Consider the following 20,881-nt stretch of genomic DNA (forward strand, 5'->3'; position numbering starts at 1 on the left):
GTCTCTCCCTCCTCGTACGGGGATGCTCAGGCGTAGCGGGAGCGGAACTCGGCCTCGAGCTGCTCCAGGGTGCGGCCCCGGGTCTCCGGGACCGTGCGGACGGTGAAGACGATCGCGGCGACGCCGAGCGCCGCGAACAGGAAGAACGAGTTGGCGATGCCGATGGCCTCGACGACCGGCGGGAACAGCAGCGCCACCAGGGCGTTCGCGATCCAGAGCACGAGCACGCTGATGCCGATCGCGAGGCTGCGGATCTTCAGCGGGTAGCTCTCGGAGAGGATCAGCCAGACCAGCGGCCCGATCGTGCCCTGCATGCAGAACACGAACGCCACGACGAACACCAGGATGAACCAGGCCTTCGCCGGCCCGTCGGGCAGCAGCAGCGCCGACAGCCCGACCAGCACGTGGAACGTCGTGGTCAGCACGAACCCGCCGACGAGCATCCGCCTGCGGTCGATCTTGTTGATCAGCAGGATGCCGACGGTGATGCCCAGGACCGAGAACAGCCCGTTGAGGGTGTTGGCCAGGATCGCGGCGTTGGCGGAGAAACCCGCGTCGGCGAGCAGCTGGGTCCCGTAGTACATGATCGAGTTGATGCCGGTGGCCTGCTGGAAGACGCCCAGCCCGGCGCCGATCAGGATGAGCCTGCGGATCCAGCGCACACCGAGATCGGTGGCACCGCCGGTGCGGGCGGTCGTCTCCTCCTCGGCGAGCCGGTGCACCTCCGCCATCTCGGCCTCGGCCCGCTCGGTGCTGCGCACCTGCCTGAGGACGGCGAGCGCCTCGTCCTCGCGGCCCTGCGCGACCAGCCAGCGCGGGCTCTCCGGCATCCGCAGCATCCCGACGAACAGCACGATCGCGGGGGCGACGGCGACGAGCAGCATGACCCGCCAGATCCAGTCGATCTCGCCCCACACGTTGTAGATCAGGGCGTTGACCACGAACGCGGCGAACTGGCCGGAGACGATCATGACCTCGTTCCGGGTGACCAGGCCGCCGCGCCGCTCCACCGGGGCGATCTCGGCCAGGTAGACGGGGACGGTCGCCGACGCGCCACCGACAGCCAGGCCCAGGATCAGCCGGAACAGGGCGAGGACCTGCCAGTTCGGGGCGAGGACGCACCCGATCGTCCCGATCATGAACACGACGGCGAGCAGCAGGATGTTGTGCCGCCGGCCGTGCCGGTCGGACAGCATCCCGCCGAACAGGGCGCCGAACGCCGCACCGAAGATCAGGATGCTGACGACGAAGCCCTCGGTGAGCGGGGTCAGGCCCAGGTCGCGGGTGAGCGGCTCCAGCGCTCCGTTGATGACGCCGGTGTCGTAGCCGAACAGCAGCCCGCCGAACGTGGCGATGACGGTGATCAGGCCGAGGCGTGCCGAGTGCGGCCCGCGGACGTCCGGGGGCAGACCGGCGGGAGTGTTCGTCGCGCCGTGAGCGCTCATGGTTCCTCCACATCGAGGCGCGGCGGACGAGGACAGGGGTGACCGCCGGGCGGCCGGCCGCGAGCGGGGCCCGGTGGGATCGACGGGGGACCGGGTGGCCGCCGTCCACCGGCGGTCACCCGGGGCGGATCAGGTGTTGGTGGGGAAGCCCAGGTTCACGCCGGCGTGGCCGGGGTCGAGCCAGCGGGTGGTGACGACCTTGCCGCGGGTGAAGAAGTGGACGCCCTCGGTGCCGTGGGCGTGGGTGTCGCCGAACAACGAGTTCTTCCAGCCGCCGAAGCTGTAGTAGGCCATCGGCACGGGGACGGGCACGTTGATGCCGATCATGCCGACCTCGACCTCGTTCTGGAAGCGGCGGGCGGCGCCGCCGTCGTTGGTGAACAGGGCGGTGCCGTTGCCGTAGGGGTTGGCGTTGACCAGGTCGACGGCCTCGGCGTAGGTGTCGACGCGGATCACCGACAGGACGGGCCCGAAGATTTCGTCGCCGTAGATGCTCGACTCGGTGGAGACGTGGTCGAACAGGGTGGGGCCGACGAAGAAGCCGCCGGCGGTGCCGGGGGCGGCGTCGGCGTCGAACTCGCCCGTCCGTCCGTCGACGACGAGGGTGGCACCGGAGGCGACCCCGGCGTCGATGTAGCCGGTGACGCGTTCCTGGGCGGCGCGGGTGACGAGCGGTCCCATGTCGCTGGCACGGCGGCCGTCGCCGGTGCGCAGTGCCTCGGCCCGGTCGGCGATCTTGCCGACGAGGGTGTCGGCGATGTCGCCGACGGCGACCAGTGCGGACACGGCCATGCAGCGCTCGCCGGCGGAGCCGAACCCGGCGTTGATCGCCTGGTCGGCGGCGAGGTCGAGGTCGGCGTCGGGCAGGACGACCATGTGGTTCTTCGCGCTGCCGAGTGCCTGGACGCGCTTGCCGTGCGCGGTGCCGGTCTCGTAGACGTAGCGGGCGATCGGGGTGGACCCGACGAACGAGATCGACTTGACGTCCGGGCTGGTGAGCAGGGTGTCGACGGCCGTCTTGTCGCCGCCGACGACGTTGAACACGCCGTCGGGCAGGCCGGCCTCGCGCCAGAGCTCGGCGATCCACAGGGCGGCGGAGGGGACCTTCTCCGACGGCTTGAGGACCACGGTGTTGCCCGCGGCGATCGCGACGGGGAAGAACCACATCGGGACCATCGCGGGGAAGTTGAACGGGCTGATGATCCCGACGACGCCGAGCGGCTGGCGCACGGAGTGGACGTCGACGCCGGTGGAGGCGTTCTCGGTGGCCGAGCCCTTGAGCAGGTGCGGCATGCCGCAGGCGAACTCGACGACCTCCTGTCCGCGGGCGACCTCGCCCGCGGCGTCGGAGGCGACCTTGCCGTGCTCGGCGGTGATCAGCGCGGCCAGCTCCGGGGCGCGGGCGTTGAGCAGCTCGCGGAACCGGAACAGGATCTGGGTGCGCCGGGTGAGGCTGGTGTCGCGCCAGCCCGGGAACGCGGCCTTCGCGGTGGCGATCACCGCGGCGGTCTCGTCGGCCGAGGCGAGGGGCAGGTGTGCGGTGACCGCGCCGGTGGCCGGGTCGGTCACGTCGGAGAACCGCCCGGAGGTGCCCTCGACGCGCTTCCCGCCGGCCCAGTGGTGCAGCGTCGGGACGTCGGTCTTCGGGAGCGTGCTCGTCATGATCCTCTTCTTCCTCAGGAGCTGCTGGGGCGCAGGTACGGGCGCTGGGTGGTCTTGTGCCCGTCGTAGACCGTGTGGGCGGACCGTGTCGAGTCGAGCTCGCTGACCTCGGACACCGGGACGTCCCACCAGGACGCCGAGTCCGGGGCGCCGATCAGCGGGTCGGTCTCGACGTGGATCACGGTGCTGTCGTCGGCGGCTTTGGCGGCCTTGATCGCGTCGGCGAACTCGGCCGGGGTGTGCGTGCGGATCACCCGCAGCCCGAAGCTCTCGGCGTTGGCGGCGAGGTCCAGCGGGAGCCGGTCGCCGTCGAGCCGTCCGGAGCCGGCCGAGCGGTAGCGGGTGCCGAACCGCTGTGAGCCGAGCTCCTCGGCCAGCGCGCCGATGGAGGCGAAGCCGTGGTTCTGCACCAGCACGGTGATCACCTTGATGCCCTCCTGCACCGCCGTGGCGAGCTCGGTGGCCATCATGAGGTACGAGCCGTCGCCGACCATGACGAACACGTCGCGGTCCGGGCAGGCGAGCGCGACGCCCAGGCCGCCCGCGACCTCGTAGCCCATGCAGGAGTAGCCGTACTCGACGTGGTAGCCCTTCGCGTCCCGGGTCTGCCACAGCTTGTGCAGGTCACCGGGCATCGACCCGGCTGCGCACACGACGACGTCGCGCGGGTCGGACAGGTCGTTCACCAGGCCGATGACCTCGTTCTGGGTCAGCAGGCCGCCGGTGCCGCGCGCGGGTACCGCGGGGTGGAACGCGGCGTCGACGGTGGCGGCCCACTCGGCGTCGAGCCGGGTGTACTCCGCGGCGTAGCCGTCGGCGACGCGGTGGCCGTCGAGCCGGGCGGTGAGCTCGGTGAGCGTCTCGCGGGCGTCGGCGACGACGGAGACCCCGGAGTGTTTCACCGCGTCGATCGGCGCCACGTTGACGTTGACGAACCGCACGTCCGGGTTCCGGAACGCGGTGCGGCTGGCGGTGGTGAAGTCGGAGTAGCGGGTGCCGATCCCGATCACAACGTCGGCGTCGGCGGCGATCGCGTTCGCCGCGGTGGTGCCGGTGGATCCGATGGCGCCGAGGCACTGCGGGTGGTCCCACACCAGCGTGCCCTTGCCCGCCTGGCTCTGCCCGGCCGGGATCCCGGTCGCGGCGCAGAACGCGGCCAGGGCGTCGGCGGCGGCGGAGTAGTGCACCCCGCCCCCGGCGACGACGAGCGGCCGCTGCGCGCCGCGGATGATCTCCGCGGCCTGGTCGACGGCCCACGACTCGGGCCGGGGGCGGGCGACGTGCCAGGTGCGCTCGGCGAACAGCTCGACCGGCCAGTCGTGGGCCTGGGCCTGCACGTCCTGCGGGAAACAGACGGTGACGGCGCCGGTGGCGGCCGGGTCGGTGAGCACCCGCATCGCCGACAGCAGTGCGGCCGGCAGCTGCTCGGGGCGCCACACCCGGTCGAAGTACGCCGAGACCGGCCGGAACGCGTCGTTCACGGTGACGTCGCCGGCGTCGGGGCGTTCCAGCTCCTGCAGCAGCGGCGACGCGGCGCGGTCGGCGAAGGTGTCGGCGGGCAGCAGCAGCACGGGCAGCCGGTTGATCGCCGCCAGCGCGGCACCGGTGACCATGTTGGTCGCGCCCGGCCCGACGCTGGAGGACACCGCCCAGGTCCGCAGCCGGTCGTTCGCCCGGGCGTAGGCGACGGCGGTGTGCACCATCGCCTGCTCGTTGCGGCCCAGCACGTAGGGCAGCAGGTCCGGGTCGTGCAGCTCGGCCTGCAGCAGCGCCTGGCCGAGGCCCGCGACGTTGCCGTGGCCGAAGATGCCGAAGCAGCCCTCGAACAGCTTCTGCCGCACGCCGTCGCGCTCGCTGTACTGCGCGCCCAGGAACCGCACGGTCGCCTGGGCGACGGTGAGCCGGATCGTCTCGGGCATGGTCACTGGCCTCCGGTGAGCCGGGTGTCGATCTCCTGGTCCGCCCACGTGTCGCGGACCCAGGCCTGGTCGGGATGGTCGCTGATCCGCCAGGCCCGTTCCTCGCCCGGGCCCGCCATCACGTTGAGGTAGTACATGTCGTGCCCGGGAGCGGCGGCGCACGGGCCGTGCCAGCCCCACGGGACGAGCACGGTGTCCCGGTCGCGCACCTCGACGAGGACGTCGATGTCGTGCCCGGGGGAGCTGGAGGTGCGGTGGAAGCCGAGGCCCGGCTGCCCGGCGGGGCCGGGGGCGATCTCGAAGTAGTAGATCTCCTCCAGCTCGCACTCGTGCGGACCGGCCTCGTCGTGCTTGTGCGCGGGGTAGCTCGACCAGTTCCCGCCCGGGGTCACCACCTCGACGCAGATCGCCGACGCGGCCTCGAACACCCCGGCGGCGCCGAAGTTGCGCACCTGCCGCGACGACTGCCCGGCCCCGCGCAGCTCCACCGGGACGTCGGACCGCGGGCCGTGGCGGAACGGCAGCTCCCGCTCGGTGCGCGCCCCGCAGAGGGCGAACCGGCCACCGGCCTCCGAGGTGACGGAGACCGCGGACCGGACCGGGAGGTAGGCGAAGTCGGTCGGGCCCTCGAACACACCGGCCCGCCCGGCCAGCACGATGGACTCCGCGCCGCGGGTGACCGTCGCCGAGCCGGACAGCGGGACGAGGAACATCTCCTCGCCCGCGGTGTCCACGGTGCGCGATCCGCCCGCGGGCAGGGCCAGGATCCGCAGGCTGGAGTGCTCCCAGCCCGCCGTCCTCGGGGTGACCTCCAGCTCGTAGCCGTCGGCCGGGGCGGATCCCGCCGGGATCACGTACTCGTCGTTCCCCTTCACGCGGCCCGCACCTCCTGCGGCCGCACGAGCGAGACGGCGGTGTCGACGGCCGCGGCGACGTCACCGTCCTCCGGGTACAGCAGGGCCCGCCCGACGATCAGGCCGCGCACCGACGGCAGCTCCAGCGCCGCCTTCCAGGACGCGTAGGTCTCGTCCGGGCTGGTCGTCGGGTCGCCGCCGAGCAGCAGCGTCGGCAGCGTGGTCGCCTCCATCACCCGCTCCATCTCGTCGACGACGGGCAGCTTCATCCAGGTGTAGGCGCTGGAGGCGCCGAGGCCCTGGGCGACGTGCACGGACCGGATGACGGCCTCGGGGGAGAGGTCGTTGACCACGTGCCCGTCGACGCGCCGGGACCAGAACGGCTCGACCATCGCGACGAGCGCGGCCCGGTTGGCCTCGGTGACCACCTGCGCGCAGGTCTCCAGCGTGGCGACCGACGCGGGGTCGGCCGGGTCGATGCGGGTGAGCATCTTGATGGCCTCGAACCCGGCGTCGACGGTGCCGCGCACGTCGTAGCCGGTCAACCGGTCGTCCAGCTCGAACACCGAGCCCTGCAGCCCGCCCCGGTTCATGGACGAGACGACGACCTTGCCCTCCAGCGCGCCGAGCAGCAACAGGTCCTCGAGGACGTCGGCGGTGCCGAGCACCCCGTCGACCCCGGGGCGGCGCAGCGCGGTGACCAGGCGGTCGAGCAGCTCGGGGCGGCTGGCCATGGCGTCGGCGCGGCCACGGGCGGACAGCGCCCCGCGGGCCGGGTGGTCCGCGGCGACGATCATCAGCCGGCCGTCGGCGGGGACGAACGGGCGCCGCCGCCGCGACGCCAGCAGCGCCGGGATGCGCTCGGGGGCGAGGGCGCGGATCTCGCGGACCTCGTCGTAGTTCCGCGCGAAGTTCACGCTGTCTCCTCGGAGGTCGTGGCGGCGTTCGGGTCGCCGCCCGACAGCAGGACGTCGATCTCGGCGTCGGTGGGCATGGCGGTGGAGCACTCCAGGCGGGAGGCGACGATCGCGCCCGCGGCGTTCGCCCGCCGCAGCACCTCGTCCAGGGGCCACCCCGCGAGCAGGCCGTGGGCCAGCGACCCGCCGAAGCTGTCACCGGCACCGAGGCCGTTGTAGGGGGTGATGTCGATCGGCGGGGGCACCACGCGCTCGGAGCGGGACTTCGCGAGCACGCCCTTCGGGCCCTGCTTGACGACCGCGAGCTCCACCCCGGCGCCGAGCAGGGCGTCGGCGGCGCGTTCCGGGTCGGTCTCGCCGACCGCGACCTCGCACTCCTCGCGGTTGCCGACGGCGACGGTGACCTGCCCGAGCACCTTCTGGACCTGCTCGGTCGCGGCGGCGGGGGACTCCCAGAACATCGGGCGGTAGTCGAGGTCCAGCACCGTCGGGCGACCGGCCCGGGCCGCGAGGGCCTCGTGGTGCGCCGAGCGCGACGGCTCCTCCGACAGCCCGGACACCGACAGCCAGAACAGGCCCGCCCCGGCGATCGCGTCCCGGTCCAGGTCCGACGGCGCGACCTGCAGGTCCGGCGCGGTCGGCTTCCGGTAGAAGTACAGCGGGAAGTCGTCCGGCGGGAAGATCTCGCAGAAGGTCACCGGCGTCGGGTACTCGGTGTTCGTGACGACGTGCCGGTCGTCGACGCCGAGCCGGCGCAGCTCGCGGCGCACGTAGCGGCCGAACGGGTCGTCGCCGACCCCGGTCACGATGGCGGCGCGGCGCCCCAGCCGGGCGGCGGCGACGGCGACGTTCGCGGTGGTCCCGCCGAGGAACTTCCCGAACGAGGTGACGTCCTCCAGCCCGACGCCGACCTGCAACGGATAGATGTCCACCCCGGCGCGGCCGAAGGTGAGGATCTCAGCGGGGGCGTTCATGGGTCCTCGGCGACCTCTCGTGTGTGCGGCGGTGACGATGACGACGGTAGGCCGTGGTCACCTCCGTGGTCAATAGTTTGTACAGACATAAGGACAACATGACGTCGCGCGGTAGGGTGGGGGACATGGCCACCCGCTCCGACGCCGTGCAGATCGACGTCCGGCTGGACCGCTCCAGCCCGGTGCCGCTCTACCACCAGCTCGCGCAGGCGATCGAGACGGCGATCGACCGCGGTGCGCTGCAGCCGGGGGACCGGCTGGAGAACGAGATCACCCTGACCGAGCGCCTCGGGCTCGCCCGCCCGACCGCGCGCCAGGCGATCCAGGAGCTCGTGCGCAAGGGTCTGCTGGTGCGCCGCCGCGGCCTCGGCACCCAGGTCGTGCGCCCGGCGATCCACCGCGACGTGCGCCTGACCAGCCTCTACGAGGACCTGACGGACGCCGGGCGCGCACCGGAGACCCGGCTGCTCGCCCACGAGGCCGTCACGCCGGCGACCTCCGGGGTGCCCGCGCTGCGGGACCTCCTCCCGGCCGACGAGCCGCTGCAGATGCTGCGGCGGCTCCGCCGCGCCGACGGCGAACCGCTGTCGATCATGACGAACTACCTGCCCGCGCGGTTCGACCTCGACGACGACGTGCTCGCCGAGCGTGGCCTGTACGCGCTGCTGCGGGAGCAGGGTGCGCAGATCGCGATCGCCCACCAGACCATCGGTGCCCGGCTCGCGCACGACGACGAGGCCGCGCTGCTCGAACGTCCGGCGCCGCTGGCCTGCGTCACGGCCGAGCTGACCGTCTACGACGACGCCGGCGCCCTCGTCGAGCTGGGCCGCCACCTCTACCGCGCGGACCGCTACACCGTGCAGACCTCGCTGGTGGTCTGACCCCGGACACGGCTCCGCCCCGGGCCGTCACCGACGACCCGGGGCGGAGGAGTGCGGCGCGGTCGCTACCGGGCCAGCGCCTTCAGCAGGTTCTGCACGCTGGTGTGCACGTCGGCCGCGGGGCCCGCACCGGAGGGCGGGCCGTGCAGGATCGTGTCCTGCTCCAGCACGTGCCAGCCGTCGTAGCCGTGGGCGGACAGGTGCGACAGCACGCCGTCGAGATCGACGTCGCCCTCGCCGAGCGGCCGGTACATCCCCCTGCCGACGGCGTCGGTGTAGGTCAGCCGTCCGTCCTGCACCTGCCGCGCCAGCCCGAGGTCGACGTCCTTGAGGGGGGTGTGCGCGATCCGTTCCGGCGCCTGCCGGGTCAGCGCCGCCGGGTCGGTGCCGCCGATCAGCAGGTGCCCGGTGTCCAGGCACAGCCGGATCGACGAGCCCTCCAGCACGCGCGCCACGTCGTCGCCGGTCTCCACCATCGTCCCGACGTGCGGGTGCAGCACCGCGGTCACGCCGCGGGTCGCCGCGTACCCGGTGATGCGGTCCAGGTTCGACAGCAGCAGGGCCCACCCGGCGCCGTCCAGCTCGGGGCGGGAGTCGTAGCCGGTGCCGCCCGAGTCGGCGGACAGCACCAGCGTCGCGGCGCCCGCGGCGTCGTAGCCGGCGAGCAGCTCCTCGACGCCCGGCAGCGGGTCGTGACCGGGGACGTGCAGCAGGGTCGGGGTGAACCCGCCGACCGCCTGCAGGCCGTACCCGTCGAGGGTGGCGGCCTTCTCGGCGGGCGCGTCCGGCAGGAAGCCGTCCGGCCCGAACTCGGTGGCCGACAGGCCGACCTCGCGCATCTCGGCGAGCACCCGCGACGGTGCGAGCTGGTGACCCCAGCCGGGCACCTCGCACACGCCCCAGGAGATGGGGGCTCCGGCGATCCGCCCGCTCATCGGACGACCTCCTCGACCCGAACCGGGCGGCGGGACGTCAGCGAAAGGGTGGCGGCCTCGGCGATCCAGCCGGCGGCCATGGCGTCGGCGACCGTGCACGGCGAGGGCCGGGTGCCCGCGACCAGCTCGGTGAACGCGGTCAGCTCGGCCCGGAACGCGGGTGCGAGCCGGTCCATGAAGAACCCGTGCGGGGTGCCGCCGGGGAACGTGACGCCCGGCTCCACCGAGCGCAGCGGCAGCCCGGCGTCGAGGCCGGCGGCGACCGAGTCGGCGTCCCCGTGCAGCTCCAGGCGCACGTCGTAGCCGCGCGGGTTGTACCGGGAGTTGGACACGACGGCGGCCGAGCCGTCGTCCAGGGTCAGGATCGCCTGGGACGTCGACACGTCCCCGGTCTCGGCGAACACCGGGTCACCGTGCGCGTCGCCGGTGGCGTAGACCTCGACGACCTCGCGGCCGGTGACCCAGCGGACCGCGTCGAAGTCGTGCACCGAGCAGTCCCGGAAGATCCCGCCGGAGATCCGCACGTAGTCGGCGGGCGGCGGGGCGGGATCCAGCGTGGTGGCGCGCACCGTGTGCACCCGGCCGAGCTCCCCGGCGGCGACGGCGGCGCGGGCGGCCGCGTAGCCGTCGTCGAACCGGCGGGGGTAGCCGATCTGCACCCGCTCGTCGCGGCCGGTCAGCTTCGCCGCGACGTCGACGGCGTCGTCGATCCGCCCGGCGACCGGCTTCTCGCAGAAGACCGGCAGCCCGGCGTCGACGGCGGCCAGCAGCAGCTCCGGGTGCGCCGGGGTGGTCGCCGCGATGACGACACCGTCCACCCCGGACGCGAGCAGCTCGTCCGGCGAGCTCACGGCGGTGACGTCGGGCCGGGCGGCGGTGACAACCAGTTCGCCGACGGCGTCGAGCCCGGCCAGCGTCCGCGCGTGGAACGCGCCGATCCGGCCCAGGCCGATGAGTCCGATCCTCATGGGTGATCCCTCGTGTTCAGTCGTGGGCGCCGACGACGTTCTGGTCCCAGCCCATGACGGACCCGGTGACGACGCCGGAGCGGTCGGAGAGCAGGAAGACGACGACCTCGGCCGCGTCCCGGGCGGTGGCCAGCCGCCCCATCGGCAGGCGCTCGCCGGCGCGCTCGCGCCAGTCGTCGCCCGCACCGTGGAAGCGGCGCTGGGTCGCGTCCTCGCCCTCGGTGTTGGTCCAGCCGATGTTGAGGCCGTTGATCCGGACCCGGTCGAACCGGTGGGCGTGCGCCGCGTTGCGGACCAGACCGGCGAGCCCGGCCTTCGCCGCGACGTAGGGGGCGAGCACCGGGGCCCCGCCGTGCGCCGCCTCGGAGACGACGTTCACCACGGTCCCCGGCTCGCCGCGGCTCACCATGTCGGCGACGGCCGCCTGCATCAGGAAGAAGGGCCCGCGCAGGTTGACCGCGACGTGCCGGTCGAACAGCTCCGGTGTGGTGTCGAGCAGAGTGCCGCGGTCGGTCAGGCCCGCCGCGTTGACCAGACAGTCGACCCGTCCGTGTTCGGCGACGACGGCGGCCACCGCGTTCCGGCAGGCGTCCGGGTCGGCGACGTCGCACGGCACGAACAGTGCCCGGACGCCCTGCTCGACCAGCTCGGCGACGAGCTTCTCGCCCGGCTCCCGGCGCCGCCCGGTGACGGCGACGGCCGCCGCGCCCTCCCGGGCCGCGGTGCGGGCACAGGCGGCGCCGACACCGGCCGTGCCGCCGCTGACCAGCACGACCCTGCCGTCGAGCAGCCCCGCGCCGCTCATGCGGGCACCCCGCGGCGGCGTGCGGTCTGGCCGGCGAGGACGTCGTCGAGCCGGTCGGCGTCCCAGCCCTCGCGGACCGCGCGCAGCAGCACCGCGGCCGGGGACGGCGGGGCGAGCCCGTCGACCGGCGGATCGGCGTCGAGGTCGGTCGGGAAGGCGTAGCCCTCCGCGGCGGCGGTCACGGCGTGCGCGACCAGCTCGTCGGGTGCTCCGCCGGTGAGCATCCGCCGCAGGGCGGGGAACACGGCGCGGGCCATCGCGGCCCGGTCGGCGCTCTCCATCGCCCGGCCGAACGCCGACGACACCTGCAGCAGGTTCGCCATCCGGCGGACGCCGGCGGACCGGTTGTGCCCGGCCCCGTGGATCAGCGCCGGGTTGAAGAACACCGCGTCGCCCGCGGCGAGGGGCAGCTGCACGTGGGCGTCCGCGAAGTACTCCCGGAACTCGGGACGGCCGGCGACCAGGTAGCCGTGCGGGTAGGTCTGCGAGCCGGGCAGGTACATCGTCGGCCCGGACTCGACGGGCATGTCGCAGTGCGCGACGGCGCCCTGCAGGGTCAGCGCGGGGGAGAGGCGGTGGACGTGCGCCGGGTAGCGGGCCGCACCGGCCGCGTCCATGAAACCGAGGTGGTAGTCGCGGTGCGGGTTCTGCGCGGCACCGCCCGGGTTCACCACGTTGACCTGCGACGTCACCTGGTAGTCCGGGCCGAGCCAGGCCTCGCACACCAGCGCGGTGAGCGGGTTGGCGTAGTACGCGGTGAACACCTCGGGGGCGCGCAGCGCGAGCTTCTCGACGGCGTTCCAGATCCGGTCGTTCGCCCCGGGCTTCGCGAAGTGGTCGCCCGCGACCGCGCCGGAGGCGCGCTGCTCCGCGATCATCGCATCGAACGCGGACGTCGCCGGGCCCAGCTCGGCCGCGGCGAACGCACCGGTGAACACGGCGATGCCGGGCCTGTCGAGCAGGGTGTGCACCAGCTCGGCCTGCACGGCGCGCCGGCCCTCGGGCGTCGCGGCCTCGGCGGTCAGGTCGGCGGCCCGGTAGAGCGGCACGCCCTGCTCGATCGTCGTCGCCCGCGGGTGCGCGGCGGGATCGGTGCCCCGCTCGACGTGCGCACGCAGGTCCTCGACCCGGGCCTCGGCCGGGTCCAGCCAGGCCGGGTCGCGGGTGGCTGCCCAGGGTGTCGTGGTCACGGGGACCTCCTCAGCTCCTCGTCGAGCGCGCCTTAAAACGCTTTAATGACGGGTCGAGTCTCCGGGCTCGTGGCTGATCATGTCAAGACAAACTCGTGGAGGAGGTGCGGCGCGATGATGCGGGACGTGACCGACCGATCGACCGCCCGCCGTCCTCGGCTCTCGGACGTCGCCGCCGAGGTCGGGTTGTCCCCGGCGTCGGTGTCGCTGGTGCTGCGCGGCGCGCCGGGCCCGAGTGCGGAGACCCGGGAACGGGTGCTGGCCGCGGCCGACCGGCTCGGCTACCGGCCGGACCGGGCCGCGAGCCTGCTGGCGAGCCGGCGCAGCGGGACCCTTGGCGTGGTCCTCGACATCCGCTCCACCTACCACGCCGAGCTCGTCGAGCAGCTCCTCGAGATCGCCGAGCGCCGCGGGCACGATCTCGTGCTGGGCGCGCGGTCGCCGTCGCGGGACGAGCGCCGGGCCGTGGAGTCGCTGGTGGACTCGCGGTGCGAGGCGCTGGTGCTGCTCGGCAGCGACGCCCCGGCCGCCCGGCTCGCCGAGCTCGGCCGCCAGCTACCGGTCGTCGCCGTCGGGCGCCGGCTGCCGGGGACCGGGGTCGACGTCGTCCGGGTCCCCGACGACGAGGGTGCCCGCGAGCAGGTCCAGCACCTGATCGGCCTGGGGCACCGGGAGATCGTGCACGTCGACGGCGGGCGCGGCTCGATCGCCGCGGACCGCCGGAAGGGCTACCGGGCGGCGATGCGCGCGGCCGGCCTGACCGACCGGGTGCTGCCCGGCGGGCACGGGGAGGCCGACGGCGCCCGCGCCGCCGCGACCCTGCTGGACGGCACCGCGGACCTGCCCACCGCGGTCGCGGTGTTCAACGACCGGTGCGCCGTCGGACTGCTGGACGCGCTGAGCCGGGCCGGGACGGGTGTGCCGGGGACCGTCTCCGTCGCCGGGTACGACGACAGCCCGCTGTCCCGGCTGGCACACGTGGACCTGACGACGGTCAGCCAGGACGTCCCGGGCACCGCCGAGCACGTCCTCGACCTGGTGGCCGAGCGGCTCGACGGCGACCGGACCGCGGCCCGGGAGGTGGTGCTGGCGCCGCGGCTCGTCGTGCGGGGGACGACGGCACCGCCGCGCCCCGCCGCGGTGTGACGGGGCGCCGCGGTCCCGCCGGTCAGAGCCGGAGCGGTGCCCGGCGCGGACGCGGCTCCATCCCGGCCGCGCGGTAGACGGCGTCGATCAGCTCGGCCGTCGCGACGGCGTCGTCGAGGTCCAGCGGGAACGGCTCCCGCCCGCGCAGGTGCGCCCGCAAGGCCTCCAGCTGGGAGGTGTAGGTCGGCCGGGTGCCGAGGTGCTCCGTGCGGGTGACACCACGGGCCCGCACCTCGATCCGGTCGTCCCGGGTCGGCAGGACGACGTTGCGGGCCACCGCCTCGCCGCGCTCGCCGACCACCCGGGCGGTGATCGTCCAGCCGTCGGCGTCCATGTCGCAGTGCGCCGCGCCCGTCGCCCCGGACGGGAACCCGAGGTCCGCGGTCACCGACGCGTCGACGCCGGGGGAACGCTCCCGCGCCGTCGCCGCCGTCACCGTGGGCTCGCCGCCCAGCTTCGCGCCGAGCCGCCGCTGGATGTGCAGCGCGTAGCAGCCCAGGTCCATCAGCGCGCCACCGGCGAGGTCCAGTGACCAGCGGGGATCGGTGTCCGGCGGTGCGGGCATCCGGAACGTCGTCTCGACCGTCGTGATCGGGCCGAGCTCCCCGGAGCCGGTGATCGCGGCGAGCCGCCGGAACACCGGGTGGTGGACGTGGTGGAACCCCTCGACGACCGTCACGCCGGCGGCGCGGGCCGCAGCGGCGACCTCACGGGCCTCGCCGGCGTCGGACGCGAACGGCTTCTCGCTCAGCACGTGCTTGCCGGCCGCGACGGCCGCGAGGTTCCAGGGGCCGTGCAGCGCGTTGGCCAGCGGGTTGTAGACGACCTCGACCCCGGGATCGTCGAGCACGGCGGCGTAGTCGTCGTGCACCCGCTCGACGCCGTGCTCGGCGGCGAAGCGCTCGGCCCGGCCGCGGTCGCGCGCGGCGACGGCGACGAGGCGGTCCCCGGCCTCCGCGGCCGGGGCGCAGAGCGCCTCGCCGGCGATCCGGGCGGCGCCCAGGATCCCGATCCGCAGTGGACGGTCGTTCACTGTTCCTCCTCGCGGTGGTGCGGGTGCGGTCAGCGCTGCAGCTCGTGCGACAGCTCGGCGAGCTCCTGACCGCCCGCCATCTCGGTGGTGAGCTCCTCCAGGGAGACCTCGGAGCGCGCCCGGTCGAGCACCCGGCGGCCGAGCTTCAGGATGATGAAGTGGTCGCCGACCATGTAGGCGTGGTGCGGGTTGTGGGTGATGAAGACGACGCCGAGGCCGGCGTCGCGGGCCGCGGCGGTGTACCGGAGGACGACCCCGGACTGCTTGACGCCCAGCGCCGCCGTCGGCTCGTCGAGGATCAGCACCCGGGCACCGAAGTAGACGGCCCGGGCGATCGCCACGCACTGGCGCTGGCCGCCGGACAGCGTCCCGATGGGCTGGTTGATGTCCTTGACCTGGATACCCATCTTCCTCAGCTCGGCGTCGGCGATCTCGCGCATCCCGCGGATGTCGAGCGGGGCGAGCGGGTAGTTGCCCTTCCGCAGCTCGGAGCCGAGGAAGAAGTTCCGCCACACCTCCATCAGCCCGACCACGGCCAGGTCCTGGTAGACGGTCGCGATGCCCAGGTCCAGGGACTGCCGGGGCGAGGAGAAGGTGACGTCCTCGTCGTGCACGGTCAGCGTGCCCTCGGAGTGCGGGTGCAGGCCGGACATGATCTTGATGAGGGTCGACTTCCCGGCGCCGTTGTCACCGAGCACGCAGGTGACCTCGCCCGCCCGGACGGTCAGGTCGATGCCCTCCAGGGCACGGATGGCGCCGTAGGTCTTCCCGATCCCGGCCATCCGGACGAGTGGGGTGCCTGCCCGCAGGTCGGACGCGGCGTGGTCGGAGATCGTGTCGGTCATCGTCGTCACTTCCGCGTCGAGGCGTAGTTCTTGATGTAGAGGTTCAGCACGACCGCGAGCAGCAGCATCGCGCCCAGGAACGTGTAGAACCAGTTCGGGTCGAAGCCGGCGAACACGATGCCCTGGGTGGTCATGCCGAGGATGAAGGCGCCGATCGCGGCGCCGATCGCCGAACCGAAACCGCCGGTGAGCAGGCAGCCGCCGACCACCGCGGCGACGATGTAGATCAGCTCGTTGCCGACCCCGAGCCCGGACTGCACGGACGAGAAGTTGAACAGGATGTGCATCCCGAGTACCCAGCCGACGAACCCGACGCCCATGAACAGGCCGATCTTGACCCGCTTCACCGGGACGCCGACGGCGCGGGCGGACGCGGCGTTTCCGCCCGCCGCGAAGATCCAGTTGCCGAGGCGGGTGCGGAACAGGATCCAGGACGCGACGGCCGCGAGCCCGAGCCACCAGAAGACCGTCACCTTGACCGTCATGAACCCCAGCGGGACGTCGGAGGCGAAGATCGTGTGCGCCGAGACGAAGCCGTCGAGCTCGGAGGCGTTGTCGGTCGCGACGGTCCCGGTGATGCCCTTGGTGACGCCGATGTTGGCGCCGCGCAGGATGAAGAACATCGACAGCGTGATCAGGAAGCTGGGGATGCCGGTCGTCACGACCAGCCACCCGTTGACGAAGCCGACCAGCAGCGCGACGACCAGGCTCAGCACGACGCCGACCCACATGTTCAGCGACAGCTGGTAGGTGATCAGGGCGGCGGTGAGCGCGGAGGTGGTCACCGCGACGCCGGAGGACAGGTCGAACTCGCCGCCGATCATGAGCAGCGCCACGCCGACCGCGACGATGCCGATGGTCGACGACGCGTACAGCACGGTCGCGAAGGAGTCGAGCGTCCGGAACGGCTCGGCGATGGCGTAGAAGAAGACGAAGATCGCCAGGGCGGCCGCGACCGTGCCCGCCTCGGGCCGGGTGAACAGCCGGGCGGACAGCGACCGGGCCTGCGAGGCCGGCGGTGCGGGATCCGGTTCGGTGGTGGCGCCGGTCGTGCCGGCTGCGGTGGGTGTGCTCATGGGTGGGCTCCTGGAGGAGGGGACACCCGGGGGCGACGGTCGTCGGTGCCGCCCCCGGGGAGCCGCCGTCAGCGGGTGTTGGCCTCGGTGTAGGGCAGGATCTTGGCGATGTTGGACGCGTCGACCACGGACGGACCGGTGAGCGTCGGCTTCCCGCCGCCGATGTCGTTGCCGTTGGAGAGGTTCAGCCACAGCGACTCGACGGCCAGGTAGCCCTGGACGTAGGGCTGCTGGTCGACCGAGAAGGCGATCCGCCCGTCCTGGATGGCCTTGGCGGCGTCCTGGTTGAGGTCGAAGGTCGCGATCTTCGCGGTCGAGCCGGTGCCCTGCTGGGCCTGCAGCGCCGCCATCGCGATCGGCGCGCCGAGGGTGACGACGTCGGTGATCGCGGGGTCCTCGGCCAGCTTCGCGTTCAGGGTCTGCTGGACCGACGGCAGGTCGGCCCCGTTGACCTGGATGTTCTCGGTGTTCGGGTAGCCCTTCTTGACGCCCTGGCAGCGGGTCTCCAGCGCCACCGAGCCCTGGGCCTGGATGACGCAGAGGGTCTTGCCGCCCGGGCTCAGCGCGGTCAGCTTCTCGCCGACGGTCTGGCCGGCAAGGGTCTCGTCGGAGCCGAAGTACATCGTCGCGCCGGCGGCCTTGTACTGGTCGATGCCCTGGTTGAACGCGACGACCGGGATGCCGGAGTCGGCGGCCTTCTTCGCGACCGGGACGACGGCGTCGGCGCTGGACAGCGTCAGGGCGATCCCGTCGACCTTCGAGTCGATCGCGTTCTGCACCAGGGTCGCCTGCTCGGGTCCCTGCTCGTTGTTCGAGTACTTGAGGTCGATGCCGTGCGTCGCTGCCGCGTCCTCGGCGCCCGCGCGGATCTTGTCCCAGAACGTGTCACCCGCCTGCTCGTGGGTGACCATCGCGATCGTGTAGCGCTGCCCCTGGTCCGCGGCGTCGTTCTGGGCCCCGCCCTGGCTGCTGCAGGCGGTGAGCCCGGCCAGCAGCGAGACGGCGGCCAGTCCGACGGCGACCTTCCGAATACTCCTCATCGAGCATCAGTTCTCTCTGTGATCGCGATCGGCTCGGTCGCCGTCCGCGGGGGTGGGTGGTCCGCTCCGGCCGGGCCCCGACGTCCGGAGAGTGATGCAGACCACGGACAGGTGTACGCTGCCGCACACGTCACGTCAATGCTTTGTCCTGACAAAAATGGTCGATCGTCACATGTGGGGAGGCGCGGTGACCGGGCCGTCGGGCCAGGTGGACCGGGGGAGCCCGGTGCCGCTCTACTTCCAGGTCGCGACCCGGATCCGGGGCATGGTCGAGTCCGGCGAGCTGCCCGCGGGGAGCCGGCTCCCCGCCGAGGCGGAGCTCGCCGCCCGCACCGGCGCGAGCCGTCCGAGCCTGCGCCGCGCCGTGTCCTACCTGGTCGAGCAGGGGGTGCTGGCCCGCAGGCGCGGCGCCGGGACCCGGGTGCTGCCCACCCGGATGGAGCGCCCGGTCGATCTCACGAGCCTCCACGACGACCTCGCCCGCGACGGCCGCGCCCCGGCCACCGTGCTGCGGGCGTTCTCCGTGGGGCCGGTCGGTGACGTCGTCGCCGCGGCGCTCGGGATCCCGCCCTCGGCCCCGGCGGCGCGGTTCGAGCGGCTGCGCCTCGCCGGTGGGGAGCCACTGGCGCTGATGACGAACGTCGTCCCGGCCGACGTGCTCCCGCTGCGCCCGGACGATCTCACCGGGCACGGCCTCTACGAGCTCCTCCGTGCCGGCGGGCACGCGCCGCGCTCGGCCCGGCAGGTCGTGGGGGCGCGGGCCGCCGGTGCCGCCGAGGCCGCCGCGCTCGACGAACCCCCCGGCGCCCCGCTGCTGACGATGACCCGCACCGCCTGGGACGAGACCGGCCGCGCGGTGGAGTACGGCTCCCACCTGTACCGCCCGACCCGCTACGCCGTCGAACTGACCCTGTGATCACGGATCCGGCAGCAGGGCGGCCACATCCGGCCGCCCCGCTGCCCGATCCGTGATCATGCGTTCGCTCGCGGGAACGGCGGAGCCGGTTCCGGCGTGGGGCGGGGGTCGGGGGCGCAGGGTCGGGGCATGGAGCTCGACCGGCTGCTGCGGCACCAGGACGGCGTCGTGTCCGTCGCGCAGGCGGTCGCGTGCGGGGTCTCGGCGCGCACCCTGCGGCGGTGGGTCGCGACGGGGCGGTTCTCGCCACCGCTGCCGGGCGTGCTCCTCGGGGGAGGGCATCCGTTCGGTGCCGCGGCCCGCTGCCGCGCCGCCGTGTTCTGGGCGGGACCGACGGCGCTGCTGGCGGGCCCGGCCGCCGCCTGGTGGCACCGGATGCTCGACACGTCGCCGTCGACGGTCGGGGTCACCGTCCCCCGGTCCGTGGGCCGCACGCCCCGCCCGGGGGTCCGTCTCCGGCGCCGGGACATCGCCCCCGCCGACCGGACGGAGGCCCGTGGGCTCGCCCTCACCGCCCGGCCCCTGACCGCGCTCGAGACGGCGATCGCGGTCCGGGACGGTGCGGCGTTCCTGGACCGGGCGCTGCAACGGTGGGTCACGTTCGAGGACCTGCACGCCGCCTGGTGCCGGATGAGCGGCGCGACCGGCGCCACCGCGGCACGGAGTCTCCTGGTCGTGGCCGGGGACCGGGCGGCATCGCACGCCGAACGACGCCTCGTCCGGCTGCTGCGCGACGCGGGCCTGACGGGCTGGGTCCTCGGGTACGCGTTCGGCCCGCACGAGCTCGACCTGGCCTTCCCGGAGCAGCGCGTCGCGATCGAGCTCGACGGCTGGGCGTGGCACAGCGACGTCGAACGCTTCCGCCGGGACCGGATCAAGGGCAACGACCTGGTGACCGCCGGCTGGACGCTGCTCCGCGTGACCTGGCACGACCTGGACACTGTCTCGCGCCGGGTTTGATGGAGGGTGTCAAGCCAGGAGATGATGAGCAGCGATGGCAGCCCCACGGAAGCACCCCAACGAGCTGCGGGAACGAGCGATCCGGCTGGTCCTCGACGCCAAGGCCGACCCTGTCAACGCCGGCACGAACGTCTGCCGCCGTATCGGTGACCAGCTGGGAATCCTTCCGGAAACCCTGCGCGGCTGGGTGAAGCAAGCCGAGATCGACGCTGGATCCCGGCCTGGGACGACGACCGATCAGGCCGCTCGGCTGGCGGAGCTGGAGCGGGAGACCCGTGAACTCCGCCGGGCCAACATCATTCTCAAGTCCGCTTCGGCTTTCTTCGCGGCGGAGCTCGACCGCCCGCAACGGTAGTCACCGACTACATCGACAAGAACAGGAACGAGTTCGGGGTCGGGCCGATCTGTGCCGTGCTGAAAGACGCCGGTATCCCGATCGCCCCGAGTGCCTACTATGCGGCGAAGACCCGTCCACCCTCGGCCCGGGCGGAACGCGACATCCTCGTCTCCGCCGAGATCGCACGCGTGCACGCCGAGAACTACGGCGTCTACGGCGTCCGGAAAGTCTGGGCACAGCTGGGCCGCGAAGGCGGCGTGGACGACCGGCCGGTCGCGCGGTGCACCGTCGGCCGGCTCATGAAAGCCGCAGGCCTGCGCGGTGTCCGGCGGCAGCGGGTGCCGCGGACCACCATCCGTGCCGACAGCCCCGACCTGCGCCCGGACCTGGTCGAGCGCGACTTCACCGCGACGGCCCCGAACCGGTTGTGGGTCGCCGACATCACCTACATCTAGACGCATTCCGGTTGGGTGTATGCCTCGTTCGTCTTGGACGCGTTCTCCCGGAGGATCGTGGGTTGGCAGCTGTCACGTCATCTCTACACCGATCTCGCCCTAGACGCACTCAACATGGGGATCTGGATCAGGGAACGCAGCGGTGCAGATCTGTCGCGGTTAACGCATCATTCGGACCGCGGTGTCCAATACGTTGCCATTCGCTACACTGAGCGGCTCGGCGAAGCTGGTGTCGTCGCTTCCGTCGGGTCGGTCGGCGATTCCTATGATAACGCGATGGCGGAGGCATTCAACTCGTTGTTCAAGGCCGAATTGATCCGCAACAAGGGGCCGTGGGCGGGGATCAGCGACCTTGAACTCGCGGTCGCCGAGTACGTCGACTGGTACAACCACCGCCGACTACACGGCGAACTCGGCTTCGTCCCGCCGGTCGAGTACGAGATCCATAACGCCACCACCACGACCGCCCGGCAGCCCGCCGGAGCATGAGAACTCAGCCTCTACCAAACCCGGCACTTGACAC

Annotated in this window: 18 protein-coding genes, 1 pseudogene and 1 other annotated feature; of the genes and pseudogenes, 5 read left to right on the forward strand and 14 right to left on the reverse strand. The window is 73.1% G+C overall.

What is annotated here, in order from left to right:
- Nucleotides 1-26 precede the first annotated feature (26 nt).
- From Ae150APs1_RS00365 to iolC, 6 genes are all read right to left on the reverse strand, one after another.
- Nucleotides 27-1,445 (reverse strand): sugar porter family MFS transporter, encoded by a 1,419-nt coding sequence (locus Ae150APs1_RS00365; RefSeq protein ID WP_075294978.1) that lies wholly within the window; start codon nucleotides 1,443-1,445, stop codon nucleotides 27-29.
- A gap of 129 nt (nucleotides 1,446-1,574) precedes the next feature.
- A complete protein-coding gene (locus tag Ae150APs1_RS00370) occupies nucleotides 1,575-3,107 on the reverse strand; it encodes a CoA-acylating methylmalonate-semialdehyde dehydrogenase (RefSeq protein ID WP_139316763.1) in 1,533 nt (510 codons plus the stop codon).
- A gap of 14 nt (nucleotides 3,108-3,121) precedes the next feature.
- On the reverse strand, nucleotides 3,122-5,026 hold the full coding sequence (gene iolD, locus Ae150APs1_RS00375) for a 3D-(3,5/4)-trihydroxycyclohexane-1,2-dione acylhydrolase (decyclizing) (protein ID WP_075294980.1): 1,905 nt from the start codon (nucleotides 5,024-5,026) through the stop codon (nucleotides 3,122-3,124).
- Nucleotides 5,027-5,028: 2 nt separating this feature from the next.
- Nucleotides 5,029-5,901 carry a 5-deoxy-glucuronate isomerase gene (gene iolB, locus Ae150APs1_RS00380; RefSeq protein WP_075294982.1) on the reverse strand — a complete coding sequence of 291 codons (873 nt, stop codon included), beginning with the start codon at nucleotides 5,899-5,901 and terminating at the stop codon, nucleotides 5,029-5,031.
- On the reverse strand, nucleotides 5,898-6,797 hold the full coding sequence (locus Ae150APs1_RS00385) for a deoxyribose-phosphate aldolase (protein WP_075294984.1): 900 nt from the start codon (nucleotides 6,795-6,797) through the stop codon (nucleotides 5,898-5,900). The genes iolB and Ae150APs1_RS00385 overlap by 4 nt, the downstream gene beginning before the upstream one ends.
- Nucleotides 6,794-7,771, reverse strand: coding sequence for a 5-dehydro-2-deoxygluconokinase (iolC, locus tag Ae150APs1_RS00390; RefSeq protein WP_075294986.1), 978 nt, complete (start codon nucleotides 7,769-7,771; stop codon nucleotides 6,794-6,796). The genes Ae150APs1_RS00385 and iolC overlap by 4 nt, the downstream gene beginning before the upstream one ends.
- 125 nt (nucleotides 7,772-7,896) lie before the next feature.
- Between iolC and Ae150APs1_RS00395 the strand changes: the two genes are divergently transcribed.
- Nucleotides 7,897-8,652 carry a GntR family transcriptional regulator gene (locus tag Ae150APs1_RS00395; protein ID WP_060575859.1) on the forward strand — a complete coding sequence of 252 codons (756 nt, stop codon included), beginning with the start codon at nucleotides 7,897-7,899 and terminating at the stop codon, nucleotides 8,650-8,652.
- 65 nt (nucleotides 8,653-8,717) lie between these two features.
- Here the strand turns inward: Ae150APs1_RS00395 and Ae150APs1_RS00400 are convergent, their stop codons facing one another.
- Genes Ae150APs1_RS00400 through Ae150APs1_RS00415 form a run of 4 tightly spaced genes read right to left on the reverse strand, consistent with a single transcriptional unit; the run spans nucleotide 8,718 to nucleotide 12,550 of the window.
- Nucleotides 8,718-9,587: a sugar phosphate isomerase/epimerase gene (locus Ae150APs1_RS00400; RefSeq protein WP_075294988.1), complete on the reverse strand. Its 870-nt coding sequence runs from the start codon at nucleotides 9,585-9,587 to the stop codon at nucleotides 8,718-8,720.
- Nucleotides 9,584-10,555 (reverse strand): Gfo/Idh/MocA family oxidoreductase, encoded by a 972-nt coding sequence (locus tag Ae150APs1_RS00405; RefSeq protein WP_075294990.1) that lies wholly within the window; start codon nucleotides 10,553-10,555, stop codon nucleotides 9,584-9,586. The genes Ae150APs1_RS00400 and Ae150APs1_RS00405 overlap by 4 nt, the downstream gene beginning before the upstream one ends.
- A gap of 16 nt (nucleotides 10,556-10,571) precedes the next feature.
- Nucleotides 10,572-11,360 carry an SDR family oxidoreductase gene (locus Ae150APs1_RS00410; protein WP_075294992.1) on the reverse strand — a complete coding sequence of 263 codons (789 nt, stop codon included), beginning with the start codon at nucleotides 11,358-11,360 and terminating at the stop codon, nucleotides 10,572-10,574.
- Nucleotides 11,357-12,550 (reverse strand): phytanoyl-CoA dioxygenase family protein, encoded by a 1,194-nt coding sequence (locus Ae150APs1_RS00415; RefSeq protein WP_075294994.1) that lies wholly within the window; start codon nucleotides 12,548-12,550, stop codon nucleotides 11,357-11,359. Before Ae150APs1_RS00415 ends, Ae150APs1_RS00410 begins: the two co-directional genes overlap by 4 nt.
- A gap of 126 nt (nucleotides 12,551-12,676) precedes the next feature.
- On the opposite strand from Ae150APs1_RS00415, the gene Ae150APs1_RS00420 reads away from it, so the two are divergent.
- Entirely contained in the window at nucleotides 12,677-13,696 is a 1,020-nt protein-coding gene (locus Ae150APs1_RS00420; protein ID WP_249266156.1) for a LacI family DNA-binding transcriptional regulator, read from the forward strand.
- Nucleotides 13,697-13,718: 22 nt separating this feature from the next.
- Here the strand turns inward: Ae150APs1_RS00420 and Ae150APs1_RS00425 are convergent, their stop codons facing one another.
- The 4 genes from Ae150APs1_RS00425 to Ae150APs1_RS00440 form a co-directional block, all read right to left on the reverse strand.
- Nucleotides 13,719-14,729, reverse strand: coding sequence for a Gfo/Idh/MocA family oxidoreductase (locus tag Ae150APs1_RS00425; RefSeq protein ID WP_075294997.1), 1,011 nt, complete (start codon nucleotides 14,727-14,729; stop codon nucleotides 13,719-13,721).
- Between the two features lie 29 nt (nucleotides 14,730-14,758).
- On the reverse strand, nucleotides 14,759-15,574 hold the full coding sequence (locus Ae150APs1_RS00430; protein WP_029239894.1) for an ATP-binding cassette domain-containing protein: 816 nt from the start codon (nucleotides 15,572-15,574) through the stop codon (nucleotides 14,759-14,761).
- A gap of 5 nt (nucleotides 15,575-15,579) precedes the next feature.
- A complete protein-coding gene (locus tag Ae150APs1_RS00435; protein WP_010240292.1) occupies nucleotides 15,580-16,650 on the reverse strand; it encodes an ABC transporter permease in 1,071 nt (356 codons plus the stop codon).
- Nucleotides 16,651-16,718: 68 nt separating this feature from the next.
- Nucleotides 16,719-17,690: a substrate-binding domain-containing protein gene (locus Ae150APs1_RS00440; protein WP_075295000.1), complete on the reverse strand. Its 972-nt coding sequence runs from the start codon at nucleotides 17,688-17,690 to the stop codon at nucleotides 16,719-16,721.
- 187 nt (nucleotides 17,691-17,877) lie between these two features.
- On the opposite strand from Ae150APs1_RS00440, the gene Ae150APs1_RS00445 reads away from it, so the two are divergent.
- From Ae150APs1_RS00445 to Ae150APs1_RS00460, 3 genes and pseudogenes are all read left to right on the forward strand, one after another.
- Entirely contained in the window at nucleotides 17,878-18,606 is a 729-nt protein-coding gene (locus Ae150APs1_RS00445) for a GntR family transcriptional regulator (RefSeq protein WP_227012589.1), read from the forward strand.
- Nucleotides 18,607-18,735: 129 nt separating this feature from the next.
- Nucleotides 18,736-19,566 (forward strand): type IV toxin-antitoxin system AbiEi family antitoxin domain-containing protein, encoded by an 831-nt coding sequence (locus Ae150APs1_RS00450; RefSeq protein ID WP_075295002.1) that lies wholly within the window; start codon nucleotides 18,736-18,738, stop codon nucleotides 19,564-19,566.
- Between the two features lie 34 nt (nucleotides 19,567-19,600).
- Nucleotides 19,601-20,847: pseudogene (locus Ae150APs1_RS00460) on the forward strand (IS3 family transposase).
- Nucleotides 19,882-20,010, forward strand: a sequence feature (AL1L pseudoknot). It overlaps the preceding pseudogene by 129 nt.
- Nucleotides 20,848-20,881 lie beyond the last annotated feature (34 nt).

This window comes from Pseudonocardia sp. Ae150A_Ps1 (assembly GCF_001932315.1).
Classification (GTDB): domain Bacteria; phylum Actinomycetota; class Actinomycetes; order Mycobacteriales; family Pseudonocardiaceae; genus Pseudonocardia.